The organism is Pseudomonas sp. Leaf59, from assembly GCF_920984685.1.
Taxonomy (GTDB): domain Bacteria; phylum Pseudomonadota; class Gammaproteobacteria; order Pseudomonadales; family Pseudomonadaceae; genus Aquipseudomonas.
In genome coordinates, this window is the sequence record NZ_CAKLBR010000028.1 from 15,426 (window position 1) to 32,067 (window position 16,642).

A 16,642-nucleotide genomic window follows, 5' to 3' on the forward strand; every position below is an offset into this window, starting at 1 on the left:
TAGACCTCGACGGGCACCCTGGGCGCTATCTGCCATATGGCATAGGCAAATGCCCCCGGTTGGCCGATGGCGGGAGGAGGGCGGCTTGGCAAAGTGGGCTCAACGAACACCACCGGAGCATCGCAATGAAATCCAGAACCGCCGCCCTCGCCCTGTTGTTTGCCTTGAGCGCACCGCTTGCCCAGGCTGCCGTCACGGCCCCTTATGTGTACCTGGACGTGGCCCAGGCGCCTGTCAATGTGAAGGACCGTGAGATTGCCGGGCTGTTCGACCGCTGGAACAGTGCGTTGCAGACCGGCGATGCCAAATCGGTGGTCAAGTTGTACGCGCCGGATGCGGTGTTGCAGCCGACCGTGTCCAATCAGGTGCGTACCACGCCGGATCAGATCAGGGATTACTTCGATCACTTCCTGGCGCTCAAGCCGGTGGGGCAGATCAACTACCGCGAGATCCGCCAACTGGGCAGCAATGTGGCGATGGACAGTGGGGTTTATACCTTTACGTTGACTGAGGCCGGTGGGAGCAAGCGGCAGGTGCAGGCGCGGTATACCTTTGTTTATGAGCAGGTTGAGGGGGAGTGGAAGATTCTTAATCATCATTCTTCGGCGATGCCGGAGGTGCAGGTTCGGCATGCCAGGCAGTGAGGGTTGGGTTGGTTTTGTGTACATATCCGTTGGTGGGGGTAACGGCTGATATGGGTTCCGCCCTTACGGCGGGTCACTTTTGGAAGGACCCAAAAGTAACCAAAAGGTCCTCGCCCCAACACTCGGTGCCTCGCCTAGGCTCGGCATGCCCTCACGCAGGCTTTGGAGCGTGGGCCGCCGCGATGGGCCATCCTTGGCCCAGCGCGGCTAACCCGGCGTCCTGCCGGGTTACCCACGCTCCAAAGCCTGCGTTCGGCCAGCGTGTTTGACGGGGCGCCTCAGATCAAGATCAAGAGCGCGGCGGCCTTAGAGCCGACCGGGGTTGTCTGCCGTATGCTGTACAAACTGTGGGAGGGGGCTTGCTCCCGATGGCTGAGTGTCAGTCAGCTTATTGGTAGCTGACCCACTGCTATCGGGAGCAAGCCCCCTCCCACAGTTGATCTCCATTTGTCTGTCGGATATCACACTGCCTTTGATCTGCTCTGGCTCTGGCTCTGGCTCTGGCTCTGGCTCTGGCTCTGGCTCTGCTTTGGCTTTTGATCTTGATCTCAAGCGCCCCGTCAACCACGCTGGCCGCACGCAGGCTTGAATCCGTGGGTAACCCGGCAGGACGCCGGGTTAGCCGCACTGGGCCAGGGATGGCCCATTGCGGCGGCCCACGGATTCAAGCCGGAGTGCGGGCACACCGAGCCTGAGCGAGGTGCCGAGTGGTGGGGCAAGAGCCCTTTTGGTTACTTTTGGGGCTCTTTTCCAAAAGTGACCCGCCGTAAGGGCGGAACCCATACCAGCCATCACCAAAAAAACGGATATGCCCCCCAAAAAAGCGCCCAACCAACCCTGATCAAAGCTCCCGCACAACCCTGAACCCAACCCAATCCCCACGCGTCTGCGGGTAAATATTGTTCCGATTCCCCGACCGCGAAAACACTGGCGCCTCGCCCCAGTCATTACCCCGAATCTGATACCCCTCACAGTTCGGCTCCACCCACGCGCTGCCATCGGTGGGCGCGCCGATGTAGTTGGGATGTTCGCAATCGGCAACCCGCTCATACACATTGCCATGCATGTCATACATGCCAAACGCGTTCGGCGGGTAGCTGCCCACCGGCGACGAATAGCTGTAGCCATCCGCCGGGCCATAGGTGTTGGCGTGCCGGGCGATGCTGTAGCCCTTGCCTTCGTCGAACGGGAAGGGGAACGGTCCGGTGGAGCCGGCGCGGGCGGCGTATTCGCGTTGCGACTCGCTGACCAGGTGGTAACGCTGGCCGGTTTTTTTCGACAGCCAGCTCACGTACTGCCTGATGTCGTCCATGTCCATGCACACCGCCGGCTGACGCGGGCCCTGGGGGTAGCGCGGCTTGCTGGCGATGCATTCGCGGCCGGGGCGGGTGTCGCCGTCGGCGATCTTCACACCGCTCTGGCGCAGGTAGCTGTCCCATTCGCCGGCGGTCACCTGAAAGCGGCTCATGGCGAAAGGCTTGGCAAAGGTCACCTCATGCATCGGGCCCTCGTCGGGCTCGCGGCCGACTTCATCGTCCGGGGTGCCCATGGTGAAGGTGCCGGCCGGCAGCACCACCATTTCCGGGCAGTCCTTGCAGTCCTTGAACACTTTGCCCGGTTGCGGCGTATCGGCCCAGGCCAGGCTGGGCAACAGCGCGCCGCACACGGCAGTCAACGCCAGGGCCGTCAGGGGGTTGAGTCGGAATGGAGTCATGTGGGCATCTCGTTCAAAGGGAAAAGGGCATCACACCCGCTGACTCAGCAGGCGCATGAAACGCTGGATTTCATCGGTGGAGTTGAGCAGGCCGGGAGACGTGCGCACCACCGGGCCGGCATCACGCTCCACCGCATCGACCACCACACGGTTTTTCATCAGGTAGGCCGCCACCGCGTCGCTGTCCTGGTCCTTGACCCGGAAGAAGGTGAAACCGGCCGACAGTGCCGCGCTGCGCGGTGTCACCAGCTCGATCTGCGGATGGGCGAGCAGGCGGGTTTTCAGCTCGGTGTTGAGTTCATGAATACGCGCCTGCACCTGCGCCTTGCCCAGTTGCAGGTGCAGCTTGAAGGCTTCATCCGCCGCCCAGCGATGCTCGAAGGCGTGATAACCGCCGGGGGTCATGCGGGTGGCGAAATTGGTGTCTTCGGAGAAGGTCGCCACCATGGGCGTGACGTATTTGTTCTCGCTGTCGCGTGCGCAGACCACGCCGGTGCCGCGCGGGCCGAACATCCACTTGTGGGTGCCGGCGATGAAGAAATCGCAGTGCATGTCGGGAAAGTCGAGGTTTTCCACGCCCAAACCATGCACCCCGTCGACCACGTAAAGTATCCGGTCCTGGTCGTCGCGGTTGCGGTTGTGCTCGTTCAGCAGCGTGCCGATTTCGCCGATGGGCAGCTTCACGCCGCTGCCGGACTGCACCCAGGTCATGCCCAGCACGCGGGTGTTGGGGCGGATGGCGCGCTGGATATTGCCAAGCACTTCATCCACCGACACCTGACTGGCGCGCTCGAACAGCTCGATGCGGCGCACCTGTGTGCCTTCCTTGAGCGTGCGAAAATCCAGCACGCTCTGGGTGGCGTAATGCTCATGGACGGTGGTGAGGATTTCCTGGTCCGGCCGCACCTTGATGCCGCCATAGATCATCGCCAGGCCTTCGGAGGTGCTGCCGGTAAGGGCGATCTGTGCCGGTGTGGCCTTCAAATAGCGGCCGGCCCAGTCGCGTACCTGGCCTTCACGCTTCCAGGTTTCCTGCAGGTCCCAGTCCATCGCCAGGCCGGGGTTGCGGTCGATCTGCAGGCGATAGCGCTCGATGGCGTCGCGCACCGGCCTGGGGTGCGAGGTCACCAGAAAGTTGGAGAAATGCAGGTAGCTCGGGTCCTGGTCGAACAACTGCTTCAATCCCGTCCAGGGATCGTTTGCCGTGGCGGCCAGCGCCGACGGCATCAGCGAAGCGCCCAGGGGCAGGCTGGCAGCGAGCAGGCCAGCCTGCTTGAGAAAGGTGCGGCGGTCGGTCATGGGCTTGCTTCGTGGTTGATTAACGGTTGGCCAACGGCTTGGCGGCTTTTTGCACCTGGTCCCACACCCGCAGGAAGTTACCTCCCCACAGCTTGGCGATATCGGCTTCGGAGTAGCCGCGCTGGATCAGCTCGGCGGTGACGTTGCGGACCTCGCCGACGTTGTTCCAACCCTCGATACCGCCGCCGTCGTTGAAGTCCGAAGCAATGCCCACGTGATCGATGCCGATCTTGCGCACGGTGTAATCAACGGCATCGCCCCAGTCCTTGAGGCTGGCCTTGGGTTCTTCTTCGAGGATGCCGTACAGCCCCTGGGCGTACTGACCGAATTTCTGCTCGGGCCAGGCGGCGATGATGGCGTCGCCCGGCATCAGCGCCATGGCCAGGTTGGGCAGGGGCGGCAGGTCGAAGCGCGCGCGCAGGGTGTTGAGTTTGTCCTGGGTGGGCTGGCTCAGCGGACGCAGGTAGGCGGGGAAGCCCACCACCTGCACCACACCGCCGCTTTGTTTGATCAGTTGCAGCTCTTTGTCGCTGAGGTTACGCGGGATGTCCACCGACGCGCGCGGCGCCGAGTGCGAGGCCACCATCGGCGTGCGGCTCAATTGCGCGACCTGCTCCAGCGCCTGGGTCGACATCTGTGACACATCGATGATCACGCCCAGGTCGTTCAGGCGCTGCACCGCTTGCTGGCCGATCTGCGACAGCCCGCCCAGGGCATCGGTGGAGTCATTGAAGAACGGCAACGGGCGCGACGAGTCCGACCATGAATTGTTGCCGATGTAGCTGAAGCCGAACATGCGCATGCCGCGCGCGGCCCACAGGTCCAGCTGGTTCAGGTCATCTCCCAGCGGGTAGGCGTTGAGCATGCTGATGAAGATCGCGAATTTGCCTTCGCCATGCAGCCGCCGGAAGTCATCCGGGGTGTAGGCGATGCCGACCTGGTTGGGAAAGTCGCGCACCATGCCGGTGATGATCGTGTAGCGCACCTCCTGCTCGTGGCGGGCTTCTTCGACAAAACCGTCGGTGGGCCTGTGCGGTGCATTGTCGCCGTTCCAGATTTCCGGCCAGCCGAAAATCGTCAGCGCTGCGCCGGAGAGGCGTCCGCGCGCTGCCTTGGCCAGGTCGAACTGGCCGCTGCCATCCTTGTCGGCCTCATTGCCGGCGGTGCCGAAATCCATGGGCACGGTGATGTGGCTGTCGAACGACAACAGGCGGTCCTGCATTTCATTGGCCTGCCTGATCACCTCCAGCGGGTAGCCGGCATTGCCCTTGAACCAGTGATCCCAGACCAGAAACCCGGCCCCGGCGCCAATGGCCAGGGCCAGCGGCAAGCCGAGATACAGCGCCTTTTTCGAACGTGGTTTTGTCATTGCCATCTCAGTCAGTTGAGGCCTTTGCTATCTGGGAAGGACGAGCCATGACAGAGGAAATTTAGGCGGGCAGGGCGGGGCGGTAAATTTCGCCGGGCTGCAAACGTTCTAGCTCTGATTAAGCCGTTTCCTAAGGTAGACAATGACGATCTCTCGACGTGGGTTCATCGCAGGCCTGGCGCTGACCGGCGCGGCTGTGCCGGCGGCCTTTTACGCCCATCGCGAGCTGACGCGGGAAGAAGAATTTCCCATCACCCCCGGCGAAGCCACGGTGGCGTTGGCCGATACCACCGGGCAACACCTGGCCAATACCTTGCGCGGTGTGTGGAGCCTGCGCCTGACAGGCCATGACGCCGGGCTCAAGGGCTTGCCGCTGCACGGCCTGGAGCTGCTGCTGGATATCGCGCCGCGTGGCCGTGGCCTGCGCGGCTACCTGGACACCGCCGAAAACCTGCGTGCCGAGGGCGAACCGCGTTACCGCGTACTGGGCGACCTGACGGGCGAAGGCACGTTGCTCTACTGGCGGCTGATCGACCGTGACTCGGCCGGTGGCGCGCCTGCCTATGAATTCAAAATGACCCTCGACGAGGTGTGGGCCGATTTCGCTAACGCTGGCAGCAGCACCCTCAGCGGGCAAATTCTCGACCTCGACCGCCCCCTGGCACTGACCGAGCGCGACAACCGCTTCATCGCCCACAAACAGCTGTTTCCCGAAGCCCGCCAGCGCATCGGCCTCAACCCGACCTTGCTGGCTTGGCTGATCGCGCCCGAACACCGCCTGTTTCACCAGCTCTGGCACGCCACCCGCGACCAGTGGCACAAGCTCTCCGAAGAAAAGCGCGACGCCCTGCGCGGCATCGGCTGGCAACCCGGCCCACGCGGGCAGGAGCGTGACGCCCGTGGCAAGCGCAAGGACCGCAACGGCTCGGGCATCGATTTCTTCTTCATGCACCGCCACATGCTCGGCACCGCGCGCTCGATGCAGGACCTGCCGTCATGGCCGCAATTTCCCGCCCCCCAGCCGGCGCTGGAGCGCGATCGCCTGGGCTTTTTGCGTTACTTCGACAACCACGATGGCTTCTCCCTGCCGCCCACCTGGTCGGCGCCGGACGACAGCGACTACACCCAGTGGGTCAGCGACATCAAGGCCGCCGAGACCTACCACAGCAACTTCCAGGTGTGGGAATCCCAATACCGCGACCCGCGCTATCTGGCGCGGTTGACCCTCGGCCAGTTGGGCTCGGAAATGGAGCTGGGCCTGCACGACTGGCTGCACATGCGCTGGGCGTCGGTGCCGCGCGACCCCTCCAATGGCGCGCCGGTGCCGTTCGCCCGCGACCCTTCGGACTTCGCGGCGCGCTGGTATGTGGCGCAAAACGATTTTCTCGGCGATCCGTTTTCATCCCATGTGAACCCCGTGTTCTGGCATTTTCACGGCTGGATCGATGACCGCATCGAAGACTGGTTCCGCGCCCATGCGCGTTTCAATCCGGGCGAAGTCAGCCGCATGCAAGTCAATGGCGTGGCCTGGTTTGCCCCGGGCCGCTGGGTGGAAGTGGGCGATCCGTGGCTGGGGCCGGACACCCATGGCTGCAGCACCACGCCGGGGTTGCAGATGGGCAAGTCGATGGAAATGGACCCGGAAACCATGAAGCTGGCGCTGCGCATTACCTTCAGCGCCGAAGACGACGGGTTGCAAGGGCTGTTCAAGCGCGTGCCGAGGCGGCCCTGGTACGCCCGGCACCTGAAGGTCAAGTCGCAGCCGGTTTGACCCTCAGGGGTTGCCCGGCACATTCGGCCACAGGTCGGCGACCAGGAACAGGCGCTCGGCTTCCTCCCAGTCTTCGCCCTGCTGCACCAGCCGCACCAGCAGTTGCGCCGGCGCCATCGGGTCCAGCGCTGTCAGCCACGTGTGCATCTGGGCCTCGCTCCACACCTCATCAGCCGGGTAATGCGCCGGGGCCAGCCAGGCGTGGCGCGGCAGGGGTTGCCAGCGGCCCGGCGGGCGCGTGGCGACAAAGTCCTGCCAGTCACGCTGATGCAACCAACTGCCGCGTAAATGCTGCGGATGCGCGCCCAGCGGCGGTTCGGCCGGGCCCGGCCACGGATACAACAGGTAACCCCCGAGCCACAGGTGCGCGTCGAACTGTTGAACATCCAGCGCGGCCAGCACCTCGCGGCTTTCCGGGCGGGCGGAGATCGGCAGTTGATGCTCGGCCAGGTGCGCCAGCTTACGGTCGAGCCGGTCATGGCAGCCCGGGCCCAGCCATTGCTCGGTGGCCTGGCCATTACCGGCTTGCGGCCCGAGGTACAGCTTGATCGCCAGTTCCAGGTGGTGCACGCCATCGCGGTCGCGCAGCAGCATGTCCAGCTCGCCCAGCGTATGCCCGGCCCGGCGGATCGGCAGGTTGGCGGCCAGCAACTGAACGCCCGGTGCGTGCTGCACGGCGAATTGCCAGAGGCGCTCGTAATACAGGCCCAGGCGCCGCGTGCGTGCCAGGCTGAGCCAGTGCTGCAGGGCGCTGCTGTCCTCGTCCAACTGACGCAGCCAGTGTTCCAGCCGGCAGGGGGCCTGCACCCAGTCGCTGCCGGCCAGCGGGTGGCGTTGCGGCCATGGCGTCTGCGCCAGCATCGGCGGCGCCAGGATCACCCACGCGAGGTCGCGCACCTCGGGGTGACGCAATTGGCGGGGCAAGGTGTGCAGGTCGGGGAACACAGTCATGCTCCGAGCATAGCCTTTTAAGTGTGACGCAGCTGCGTGAGAACCATTGTCATCAAGGCTTTGCGCTGACAAAGGGTTTTGCCTGACGCGGCCTTTCACCCATAATCGTGGTTTTTCGCCGCACCCGGAACCCGCAGGAGCCCCATGGAGCAATTTCGCAATATCGGCATTATCGGTCGCCTGGGCAGTACCCAGGTGCTGGACACCGTCCGCCGGCTGAAAAAATTCCTGCTCGAACGCCACCTGCACGTGATCCTCGAAGACACCATCGCCGAGATTCTCCCCGGCCACGGCCTGCAGACGTCCTCGCGCAAGATGCTCGGCGAAGTGTGTGACATGGTGATTGTGGTCGGCGGCGATGGCAGCCTGCTGGGCGCCGCACGCGCTCTGGCGCGGCATAACGTGCCAGTGCTGGGGATCAACCGCGGCAGCCTGGGGTTTCTGACCGATATCCGCCCCGATGAGCTGGAAGTCGAAGTGGCCAAGGTGCTCGACGGCCATTACCTGGTGGAAAACCGCTTCCTGCTGCAGGCCGAAGTGCGCCGCCACGGCGAGGCCATCGGCCAGGGCGATGCGCTCAACGACGTGGTGCTGCACCCTGGCAAATCCACGCGGATGATCGAGTTCGAGCTGTATATCGACGGTCAGTTCGTGTGCAGCCAGAAGGCCGACGGCCTGATCGTCGCCACGCCGACCGGCTCCACCGCCTACGCGCTGTCGGCCGGTGGCCCGATCATGCATCCCAAGCTCGATGCCATTGTGATCGTGCCGATGTACCCCCATATGTTGTCCAGCCGGCCGATTGTGGTCGACGGCAACAGCGAGCTGAAAATCGTGGTGTCCAAAGACATGCAGATCTACCCGCAAGTCTCCTGCGACGGGCAGAACCATTTCACCTGTGCGCCCGGTGACACCATCACCGTGAGCAAGAAGGCGCAGAAGTTGCGCCTGATTCACCCGCTGGACCACAACTACTATGAAGTGTGCCGCACCAAGCTGGGCTGGGGCAGCCGCTTGGGGGGTGGAGGCGACTGATGCTCGATCCCGCGCGTAGCTACGACCTGATTGGTGACGTGCACGGTTGCGCTCATACCCTTGAGCACTTGCTCGAACGCCTGGGTTACCACAAGCAGGGCGGCACCTGGCGCCATCCGTCGCGCATGGCAGTGTTCCTCGGCGATATTATCGACCGTGGCCCGCGCATTCGCGAGGCGCTGCATATCGTCCACGACATGGCAGTGGCCGGTCAGGCGCTGTGCATCATGGGCAACCATGAGTTCAACGCGCTGGGCTGGACCACAGCGGCGCCGCCGGGCAGTGGCAAGCAGTTCGTGCGCGAGCACAACCCCCGGCATGCGCGGCTGATCCACGAAACCCTGACCCAGTTCGAGCAGCACCCGGGTGACTGGCAGGATTTCCTTGGCTGGTTCTACGACATGCCGCTGTTCGTCGACGCCGGGCGTTTTCGCGTGGTGCATGCGTGCTGGGACGAAAGTTTTATCCAGCCACTGCGCGCCCGATTCCCCGACGGCTGCATCGACCGGTCCTTTCTGCAGGCGGCCGCCGTGCCCGGCAGTTTTGCCTGCAACGCCTTCGACCGCCTGCTGCGCGGTACCGACATGCGCCTGCCCCACGGCTTGACGCTGACCGGCGGCGACGGCCTGACCCGCTCGTTCTTTCGCACCAAGTTCTGGGAGGACGACCCCAAGACCTACGGCGACGTGGTCTTCCAGCCCGACGCACTGCCCGAGCCGGTGGCGCGCACGCCGCTGTCCTCGAGCGAAAAAAATTCACTGCTGCGCTATGGCGTCGATGAACCCTTGCTGTTCGTCGGCCATTACTGGCGCAGCGGCAATCCGGCACCCATCCGCCCGAACCTGGCCTGCCTGGATTACAGCGCGGTGCTGTACGGCAAGCTGGTGGCATACCGTCTGGACCAGGAAACCCGACTGGATCCGGCTAAATTCGTATGGGTCGACGTTGAGCGTCCCGAGGTTATTGAATGAGTACCGTGGCTGTATTGCGCTTGCCCCTGAGCGTCGACCTGGGCGGTTTCGTCAAGCTGCTGCAACGCATGCAAGTGCCCCATCACGTCAGTGAAGAGGCAGGCGAGCAGGTATTGTGGGTGCCCGAGGGCGTCAGCGATGACGTGCGCGTGCTGTATCAGCGCTTTCCCGCCGGCGACCCCGACCGGCAACTGGATATTCCCGAACAGGCGCCGGCCGCGCGCCCAGGCTTTGTGCAGCAAGTGCGCCACAGCCCGGTCACGGCGCTGGTGCTGCTGGCGAGTCTGATCGTGGGCGCGGTGACCCTGCTCGGTGAAAACCTGCAAGCCGTCGGTTGGCTGACCTTTCTGCCGTTTCGGGTCATGGGCGAGTACATCCAGTTCACCCCGTTCGCCCAGATGCTGGCCGAGGGGCAGTGGTGGCGGCTGGTCACGCCGATGCTGATCCACTTCGGCATCCTGCACCTGGCCATGAACGGCATGTGGTATTGGGAGCTGGGGCGGCGCATCGAAGCGCGCCAGGGCAGCATCAACCTGCTGGGCCTGACCCTGTTGTTCAGCCTGGTTTCCAACTATGCACAATACGCGTACGGCGGCCCCGGCCTGTTCGGTGGCTTGTCCGGCGTCCTGTATGGCCTGCTCGGGCATTGCTGGATCTTTCAACTGCTCTCGCCCAACCCTGCGTATCGCCTGCCCCGTGGGGTGCTGGCGATGATGCTGATATGGCTGCTGCTGTGCCTGTCGGGGCTGGTCTCGATGATCGGCTTCGGCGAAATCGCCAACGCGGCCCATGTGGGCGGGCTGGTCATCGGTTGCCTCACCGGTTTGCTGGGTGGTCTCTACAACCGCCGCAACGCGTCTATTTGATAAGGAAGAGTCCCATGTCCTCTTTTGCTGAAATGATCGAAAACATCACCCCGGATATCTACGAGAGCCTCAAGCTCGCCGTGGAAATCGGCAAATGGTCCGATGGCCGCAAGCTCACTGCCGAGCAGCGCGAACTGTCGCTGCAGGCGATGATCGCCTGGGAGGTCCAGAACCTGCCGGAAGACCAGCGCACCGGTTACATGGGCCCGCAGGAGTGCGCGTCCAAGGCCGAGACGGTGCCCAATATTCTGTTCAAGTCGGATGCGATCCATTGATTGAAATTGGTCGCGGTGCAGTCAGCAAAATGTCGGCGCAACTCGGTGAGCCGACCGTTCAGTACGCGTTTCGCCTGGGAAGCACGGAGGTGCCGGTCAACCCCCTGATCGGCACCCACATCCGCCTGGAGTTTCTCGGCGCCATCCATTGCAGCCATTGCGGGCGCAAGACCAAGACCAGCTTCAGCCAGGGCTACTGCTACCCGTGCATGACCAAACTGGCCCAGTGTGACCTGTGCATCATGAGCCCGGAGCGCTGTCATTACGACGCCGGCACCTGCCGTGATCCGGTGTGGGGCGAAACCTTCTGCATGACCGATCATGTGGTGTACCTGGCCAATTCGTCGGGGATCAAGGTCGGCATCACCCGCGCGACCCAGTTGCCGACCCGCTGGCTCGACCAGGGGGCCAGTCAGGCGCTGCCGATCATGCGCGTGGCGACGCGTCAGCAATCGGGTTTCGTCGAAGACCTGTTTCGCAGCCAGGTGGCCGACAAGACCAACTGGCGCGCCCTGCTCAAGGGCGATGCGCAGACCGTTGATCTCAAGCAAGTGCGCGATGAGCTGTTCGCCAACTGCGCCGAAGGTCTGGTGACGTTGCAGGAACGCTTTGGCCTGCAGGCCATCCAAACCATTGCCGACGTTGAGCCGCTCACTATTCGTTACCCGGTCGAGCAGTACCCGACCAAGATCGTCAGCTTCAACCTGGACAAGAACCCGATTGCCGAAGGCACGCTGCTGGGGATCAAGGGCCAATACCTGATCTTCGATACCGGCGTTATCAATATTCGTAAATACACGGCCTACCAGCTCGCCGTGCATCAGTAGAAGGACTCCCAGCATGCGCACCGAACAACCGAAGATGATTTACCTGAAGGACTATCAGGCGCCGGACTACCTGATCGACGAGACCCACCTGACCTTCGAGTTGTTCGAGGACCACAGCCTGGTCCACGCGCAGTTGGTGATGCGCCGCAACCCCGAGCGCGGCGCCGGCCTGCCGCCGCTGGTGCTGGATGGGCAACTGCTGGAACTGTTGAACGTGAATCTGGCCGATCAGGCGCTGACCGCCGCTGACTACCAGTTGACCGACAGCCACCTGACCGTGCAGCCAACGAGTGCGACCTTCACCCTCGACACCACGGTCAAGATCCACCCGGAAACCAACACCGCGCTGGAAGGCCTGTACAAGTCCGGCAGCATGTTCTGCACCCAGTGCGAGGCCGAAGGCTTTCGCAAGATCACCTATTACCTTGACCGCCCGGACGTGATGAGCACCTTCACCACCACGGTGATCGCCGAGCAACACCGTTACCCGGTGCTGCTGTCCAACGGCAACCCGATTGCCAGCGGCCCTGGCGAAGACGGCCGGCACTGGGCGACCTGGGAAGACCCGTTCAAGAAACCCGCCTACCTGTTCGCGCTGGTGGCCGGTGACCTGTGGTGTGTCGAAGACAGCTTCACCACCATGACCGCGCGCGAAGTGGCGCTGCGCATCTACGTCGAGCCGGAAAATATCGACAAGTGCCAGCACGCCATGACCAGCCTGAAAAAATCCATGCGCTGGGACGAAGAAACCTACGGCCGTGAGTACGATCTCGACATCTTCATGATCGTTGCGGTCAACGATTTCAACATGGGCGCCATGGAGAACAAGGGCCTCAACATCTTCAACTCCAGCGCCGTGCTGGCCCGCGCCGAAACCGCCACCGACGCCGCGCACCAGCGCGTCGAGGCGATCGTCGCCCACGAATATTTCCACAACTGGTCGGGTAACCGCGTCACCTGCCGCGACTGGTTTCAGCTGTCGCTCAAGGAAGGCTTCACCGTGTTCCGTGATTCGGGCTTCTCCGCTGACATGAACTCGGCCACGGTCAAGCGCATCCAGGACGTGGCCTATCTGCGAACCCACCAGTTTGCCGAAGACGCCGGCCCCATGGCCCACGCGGTGCGTCCGGACAGCTTTATCGAGATCTCCAACTTCTACACCCTCACCGTGTACGAAAAGGGTTCGGAAGTGGTCGGCATGATCCACACCCTGCTCGGTGCCGACGGTTTCCGCAAAGGCAGCGACCTGTACTTTGAACGCCACGACGGCCAGGCGGTGACCTGCGACGACTTCATCAAGGCGATGGAAGACGCCAACGGCGCCGACCTCAGCCAGTTCAAGCGCTGGTACAGCCAGGCCGGTACGCCCCGTCTGGCGGTGAGCGAAGCCTTTGATGCGGCCGCCAATACCTACAGCCTGACGTTCCGCCAGAGCTGCCCGGCAACGCCGGACAAGGTCGAAAAACTGCCGTTCGTGATTCCGGTGGAACTGGGCCTGCTGGACGGGAAGGGCGCCGGCATTCCATTGCGCCTGGCGGGTGAAGCAACTGCCGGCGCCACGTCGCGGGTGATTTCGGTGACCGAAGCCGAGCAGACCTTCACCTTTGTCGATATCGCTGAACAGCCGTTGCCTTCGCTGCTGCGTGGGTTCTCGGCGCCGGTGAAACTGAGCTTCCCGTACAGCCGCGACCAACTGATGTTCCTCATGCAGCACGACAGCGACGGTTTCAACCGCTGGGATGCCGGCCAGCAACTGTCGGTGCAGGTCTTGCAGGAACTGATCGGCCAGCACCAGGCCGGCCAGGCGCTGAAGCTGGATCAACGCCTGATCAATGCGCTGCGCTCGGTATTGAGTGATGAAAGCCTGGACCAGGCCATGGTCGCCGAAATGCTGTCGCTGCCCGGCGAAGCGTACCTGGCGGAAATCAGCGAAGTCGCCGATGTGGATGCGATCCACGCCGCCCGCGAGTTCGCGCGCAGGCAACTGGCGGATAACCTGTTCGAAGGCCTGTGGTTGCGTTATCAGGCCAATCGCGAGTTGTCCAAGCAGACCCCGTATGTCGCGGCGGCCGAGCATTTTGCCCGTCGCGCGCTGCAGAACATCGCGCTGTCGTACCTGATGCTCAGCGGCACACCGCAAGTGCTGGCGGCCACCCTCGATCAGTTCGACACCAGCGACAATATGACCGAGCGCCTGACCGCGCTCGCGGTGCTGGTGAACTCGCCCTTCGAGGCGGAGAAGGCGCAGGCGTTGGCGGTGTTCGCCGAGAACTTCAAGGACAACCCGCTGGTCATGGACCAGTGGTTCAGCGTGCAGGCCGGCAGCACCCTGCCGGGCGGACTGGCGCGGGTCAAGGCGCTGATGCAGCATCCGGCGTTCACCATCAAGAACCCGAACAAGGTACGCGCCTTGATCGGTGCGTTTGCCGGGCAGAACCTCGTCAACTTCCATGCCGCCGATGGCTCGGGCTACCGCTTCCTGGCGGACCTGGTGATCGAGTTGAACACGCTGAACCCGCAGATCGCCTCGCGTCAGCTGGCACCGCTGACGCGCTGGCGCAAATACGACGCTGCGCGCCAGGCGCTGATGAAGGCCGAGCTGGAGCGCATTCGTGGATGCGGTGAGCTGTCCAGCGATGTGTTTGAGGTGGTCAGCAAGAGCCTGGCGTAAATCGATATAGCGCAGGCGAACTCCGAGTGTGGGAGGGGGCTTGCTCCCGATAGCGGTGTACCAGTCAATTGATTTTTGGCCGGTCCGGCGCCATCGGGAGCAAGCCCCCTCCCACAGTTGATTGTGGTGTGGTCAGGGCAGGTATCCATGACGTTCGAATCGCCCCTCGCGGCCTACCAGCACGCCATTGCGCAGCAGGGCTTCGTCCCCGACGACGCCCAGCGCCGGGCGGTCGAGGCGCTGCACGCCTGCCATGAAGCCTTGCACGAGGGCCGCGCACCGATCACCGGCGTCTACCTCTGGGGGCCGGTGGGCCGTGGCAAGACCTGGCTGATGGACCAGTTTTACCAAAGCCTGCGGGTGCCTGCGCGGCGTCAGCACTTCCATCACTTCATGGCCTGGGTGCATCAGCGCTCGTTCCAGCTCACCGGCATCCAGGATCCCTTGCAGGCGCTGGCGCGTGAGCTCAGTCAGGCCGTGCGGGTGCTGTGCTTCGATGAGTTGTTCGTCAACGACATTGGCGATGCGATCATTCTCGGCCGTCTGTTCCAGGTGATGTTCGAGCACGGCGTGGTGGTGGTGTGCACCTCCAATCAGCCACCCGACCAGTTGTATGCCGGTGGCTTCAACCGCGAGCGTTTCCTGCCGGGCATCGCGGCGATTCAGCAGCATATGCGCGTGGTGGCCGTGGACGGCGGCGAGGATCATCGTTTGCACCCGGGCGTGGATGTGCAGCGCTACTGGGTCAATCAGGCCGATGCACTGGCGGCGGTGTTCGAGACATTGAGCGACGGGCCAGCGCTTGGCGGCGGGGCGATCAGCGTAGGGCATCGTTCGATCATGACGGTGCAGGCCAGTGACACGGTGCTGTGGTGCCGCTATCCCGACTTGTGCGAGCAACCCCTGGCCGCGATGGACTTCATGCTCTTGTGCGATCGTTTCAAAGCGATTCTGCTGGGTGAGGTGCCCAACCTCAGTGCACAACAGCGTCCGGGGCGCATCGCCCGAGGCACTGAAGACGCTGCCACGCGCGTGGTAGCGGGGGATCGCGAACTGCCGCAGTTGTCGGTGCACGATGATAGCGTGCGTCGCTTCATTGCTTTGGTGGATGAGTGCTATGACCGCAAGGTGCCGCTGTTCATAGAGGCCAGCGTGCCGCTGCAAAGCCTGTACACGGAGGGTTATCTGGCGTTCCCATTTCGACGGACCCTGAGCCGACTGCAGGAGATGCAATGGCAGCGTTTTGGTCTGTGACAGACTTTTCGCTGCGTAAGCTTCGCTTTTTCGTACATGCCTTTGTAGTGAATCGCCTTCATCCGCTGCTGACTCCGCGCTTACAATCGGTGCCCTCAAAGGGAGCCGATTCCCTTGCTGTCATGATCGAGGACGCTGATGGACACCCCTGATATCCTGGTGCTGCAAGCCAGTTACACCAATCCGGTGCACGCCGAGGCGATTGCCCTGGTGCTCAACCATTACGCCGAACACCCCATGGGCGGGGGGCACAGCCTGCCCGCCGACCTTGTGCAGCAACTGCCGGCCGAACTGGCCAAGCGCCCCTACGCTTTCAGCGTGCTGGCGTTTGTGGGGGGCGAGCCTGCCGGTCTGGTCAATTGTTTTGAAGGCTTTTCCACCTTTGCCTGTCGCCCGTTGGTCAACGTCCACGATGTGGCGGTGATGGAAGCGTTTCGCGGCCTGGGGTTGAGCCAGAAGATGCTGCAAAAGGTCGAGGAAATCGCGCGCCAGCGCGGCTGCTGCAAAATCACCCTGGAAGTGCTGGAAGGCAATGAAGTGGCACAGTCGGCCTATCGAAAGTTCGGGTTCGATGATTCGGTATTTGATCCGGCCAATGGCCGCATGCTGTTCTGGAATAAACCGCTTTAATAAATAACCGCAAAAAAAAGGGCGCCATTAAATGGCGCCCAATAAACCGTTTGCCAAAGGAGCGCAGTGGTAACGGGTGGTGCAGATTAACGAAGCGTTAAATTAACTGTTTGGCTGCTGCTGTTCGTCGGTATCGGCTTTTAATGTCTTGCCGTCAGCGGAAGCAGTTTGTTCGTTAGTGCCGTGGGTCTTTTCCTGCATGAAGGTGAAGTCATTGTAGAACTGCTTCGAACGCTCCGAGCCACCTTCTGCAAAGGCGGCGGCTGAGGTCAGGGTCATCAGGCTGGCAAGCATCAAGGTCGAAAGTTTCATGGCAGTATTTCCATTAAGAGTGATCGTTGTTCGTTCGCTCCACGGGCGAACTC

Annotated in this window: 15 protein-coding genes; 10 read left to right on the forward strand and 5 right to left on the reverse strand. The window is 62.9% G+C overall.

Annotated features, from left to right (window positions below):
- Nucleotides 1–125 precede the first annotated feature (125 nt).
- The gene (locus LUB09_RS22235; protein WP_231423711.1) at nt 126–644 is read left to right on the forward strand and encodes an SgcJ/EcaC family oxidoreductase; all 519 of its coding nucleotides are present in this window, start codon (nt 126–128) and stop codon (nt 642–644) included.
- Between the two features lie 841 nt (nt 645–1,485).
- On the opposite strand, the gene pvdO is transcribed toward LUB09_RS22235, so the two are convergent.
- From pvdO to pvdM, 3 genes are read right to left on the reverse strand one after another with little or no spacing between them, the layout of a single operon-like run.
- Nucleotides 1,486–2,358: a dihydropyoverdine dehydrogenase gene (gene pvdO, locus LUB09_RS22240; protein WP_231423712.1), complete on the reverse strand. Its 873-nt coding sequence runs from the start codon at nt 2,356–2,358 to the stop codon at nt 1,486–1,488.
- A gap of 30 nt (nt 2,359–2,388) precedes the next feature.
- A complete protein-coding gene (gene pvdN, locus LUB09_RS22245; protein ID WP_231423713.1) occupies nt 2,389–3,657 on the reverse strand; it encodes a pyoverdine-tailoring periplasmic protein PvdN in 1,269 nt (422 codons plus the stop codon).
- A gap of 19 nt (nt 3,658–3,676) precedes the next feature.
- On the reverse strand, nt 3,677–5,026 hold the full coding sequence (pvdM, locus tag LUB09_RS22250) for a pyoverdine-tailoring dipeptidase-like protein PvdM (RefSeq protein WP_231423714.1): 1,350 nt from the start codon (nt 5,024–5,026) through the stop codon (nt 3,677–3,679).
- A gap of 142 nt (nt 5,027–5,168) precedes the next feature.
- On the opposite strand from pvdM, the gene pvdP reads away from it, so the two are divergent.
- Nucleotides 5,169–6,797 (forward strand): pyoverdine maturation tyrosinase PvdP, encoded by a 1,629-nt coding sequence (gene pvdP / locus LUB09_RS22255; protein WP_209981532.1) that lies wholly within the window; start codon nt 5,169–5,171, stop codon nt 6,795–6,797.
- 3 nt (nt 6,798–6,800) lie between these two features.
- Here the strand turns inward: pvdP and LUB09_RS22260 are convergent, their stop codons facing one another.
- Nucleotides 6,801–7,901 carry a DUF1853 family protein gene (locus tag LUB09_RS22260; RefSeq protein ID WP_373460522.1) on the reverse strand — a complete coding sequence of 367 codons (1,101 nt, stop codon included), beginning with the start codon at nt 7,899–7,901 and terminating at the stop codon, nt 6,801–6,803.
- Here LUB09_RS22260 and LUB09_RS22265 point away from each other — a divergent pair.
- The 8 genes from LUB09_RS22265 to LUB09_RS22300 all read left to right on the forward strand — a co-directional run bounded on the left by LUB09_RS22265 (nt 7,893) and on the right by LUB09_RS22300 (nt 16,277).
- Nucleotides 7,893–8,783, forward strand: coding sequence for an NAD(+) kinase (locus LUB09_RS22265; protein ID WP_003217892.1), 891 nt, complete (start codon nt 7,893–7,895; stop codon nt 8,781–8,783). The genes LUB09_RS22260 and LUB09_RS22265 overlap by 9 nt on opposite strands.
- Nucleotides 8,783–9,754 (forward strand): metallophosphoesterase, encoded by a 972-nt coding sequence (locus LUB09_RS22270; RefSeq protein WP_209981537.1) that lies wholly within the window; start codon nt 8,783–8,785, stop codon nt 9,752–9,754. The genes LUB09_RS22265 and LUB09_RS22270 overlap by 1 nt, the downstream gene beginning before the upstream one ends.
- Nucleotides 9,751–10,620 carry a rhomboid family intramembrane serine protease gene (locus tag LUB09_RS22275; RefSeq protein WP_231423715.1) on the forward strand — a complete coding sequence of 290 codons (870 nt, stop codon included), beginning with the start codon at nt 9,751–9,753 and terminating at the stop codon, nt 10,618–10,620. Before LUB09_RS22270 ends, LUB09_RS22275 begins: the two co-directional genes overlap by 4 nt.
- A gap of 14 nt (nt 10,621–10,634) precedes the next feature.
- A complete protein-coding gene (locus LUB09_RS22280; RefSeq protein WP_209981541.1) occupies nt 10,635–10,895 on the forward strand; it encodes a YeaC family protein in 261 nt (86 codons plus the stop codon).
- Nucleotides 10,892–11,722 (forward strand): DUF2797 domain-containing protein, encoded by an 831-nt coding sequence (locus LUB09_RS22285; protein WP_231423716.1) that lies wholly within the window; start codon nt 10,892–10,894, stop codon nt 11,720–11,722. The genes LUB09_RS22280 and LUB09_RS22285 overlap by 4 nt, the downstream gene beginning before the upstream one ends.
- 13 nt (nt 11,723–11,735) lie before the next feature.
- Nucleotides 11,736–14,393, forward strand: a complete 2,658-nt coding sequence (pepN, locus tag LUB09_RS22290) for an aminopeptidase N (RefSeq protein WP_231423717.1) — start codon at nt 11,736–11,738, stop codon at nt 14,391–14,393.
- Nucleotides 14,394–14,540: 147 nt separating this feature from the next.
- Nucleotides 14,541–15,647 (forward strand): cell division protein ZapE, encoded by a 1,107-nt coding sequence (gene zapE, locus LUB09_RS22295; protein ID WP_231423718.1) that lies wholly within the window; start codon nt 14,541–14,543, stop codon nt 15,645–15,647.
- 138 nt (nt 15,648–15,785) lie between these two features.
- Nucleotides 15,786–16,277: a GNAT family N-acetyltransferase gene (locus LUB09_RS22300; protein WP_209981549.1), complete on the forward strand. Its 492-nt coding sequence runs from the start codon at nt 15,786–15,788 to the stop codon at nt 16,275–16,277.
- A 102-nt stretch (nt 16,278–16,379) separates the two neighbouring features.
- Here the strand turns inward: LUB09_RS22300 and LUB09_RS22305 are convergent, their stop codons facing one another.
- Nucleotides 16,380–16,589 carry a hypothetical protein gene (locus LUB09_RS22305; protein WP_209981551.1) on the reverse strand — a complete coding sequence of 70 codons (210 nt, stop codon included), beginning with the start codon at nt 16,587–16,589 and terminating at the stop codon, nt 16,380–16,382.
- Nucleotides 16,590–16,642 lie beyond the last annotated feature (53 nt).

What these genes read in the sequence shown, in the direction of transcription:
- LUB09_RS22235 (WP_231423711.1), top strand. Translation starts at nt 126, where the DNA reads ATGAAATCCAGAACCGCCGCCCTCGCCCTGTTGTTTGCCTTGAGCGCA.
- pvdO (WP_231423712.1), bottom strand. Translation starts at nt 2,358, where the DNA reads ATGACTCCATTCCGACTCAACCCCCTGACGGCCCTGGCGTTGACTGCC.
- pvdN (WP_231423713.1), bottom strand. Translation starts at nt 3,657, where the DNA reads ATGACCGACCGCCGCACCTTTCTCAAGCAGGCTGGCCTGCTCGCTGCC.
- pvdM (WP_231423714.1), bottom strand. Translation starts at nt 5,026, where the DNA reads ATGACAAAACCACGTTCGAAAAAGGCGCTGTATCTCGGCTTGCCGCTG.
- pvdP (WP_209981532.1), top strand. Translation starts at nt 5,169, where the DNA reads ATGACGATCTCTCGACGTGGGTTCATCGCAGGCCTGGCGCTGACCGGC.
- LUB09_RS22265 (WP_003217892.1), top strand. Translation starts at nt 7,893, where the DNA reads ATGGAGCAATTTCGCAATATCGGCATTATCGGTCGCCTGGGCAGTACC.
- LUB09_RS22270 (WP_209981537.1), top strand. Translation starts at nt 8,783, where the DNA reads ATGCTCGATCCCGCGCGTAGCTACGACCTGATTGGTGACGTGCACGGT.
- LUB09_RS22275 (WP_231423715.1), top strand. Translation starts at nt 9,751, where the DNA reads ATGAGTACCGTGGCTGTATTGCGCTTGCCCCTGAGCGTCGACCTGGGC.
- LUB09_RS22280 (WP_209981541.1), top strand. Translation starts at nt 10,635, where the DNA reads ATGTCCTCTTTTGCTGAAATGATCGAAAACATCACCCCGGATATCTAC.
- pepN (WP_231423717.1), top strand. Translation starts at nt 11,736, where the DNA reads ATGCGCACCGAACAACCGAAGATGATTTACCTGAAGGACTATCAGGCG.
- zapE (WP_231423718.1), top strand. Translation starts at nt 14,541, where the DNA reads ATGACGTTCGAATCGCCCCTCGCGGCCTACCAGCACGCCATTGCGCAG.
- LUB09_RS22300 (WP_209981549.1), top strand. Translation starts at nt 15,786, where the DNA reads ATGGACACCCCTGATATCCTGGTGCTGCAAGCCAGTTACACCAATCCG.
- LUB09_RS22305 (WP_209981551.1), bottom strand. Translation starts at nt 16,589, where the DNA reads ATGAAACTTTCGACCTTGATGCTTGCCAGCCTGATGACCCTGACCTCA.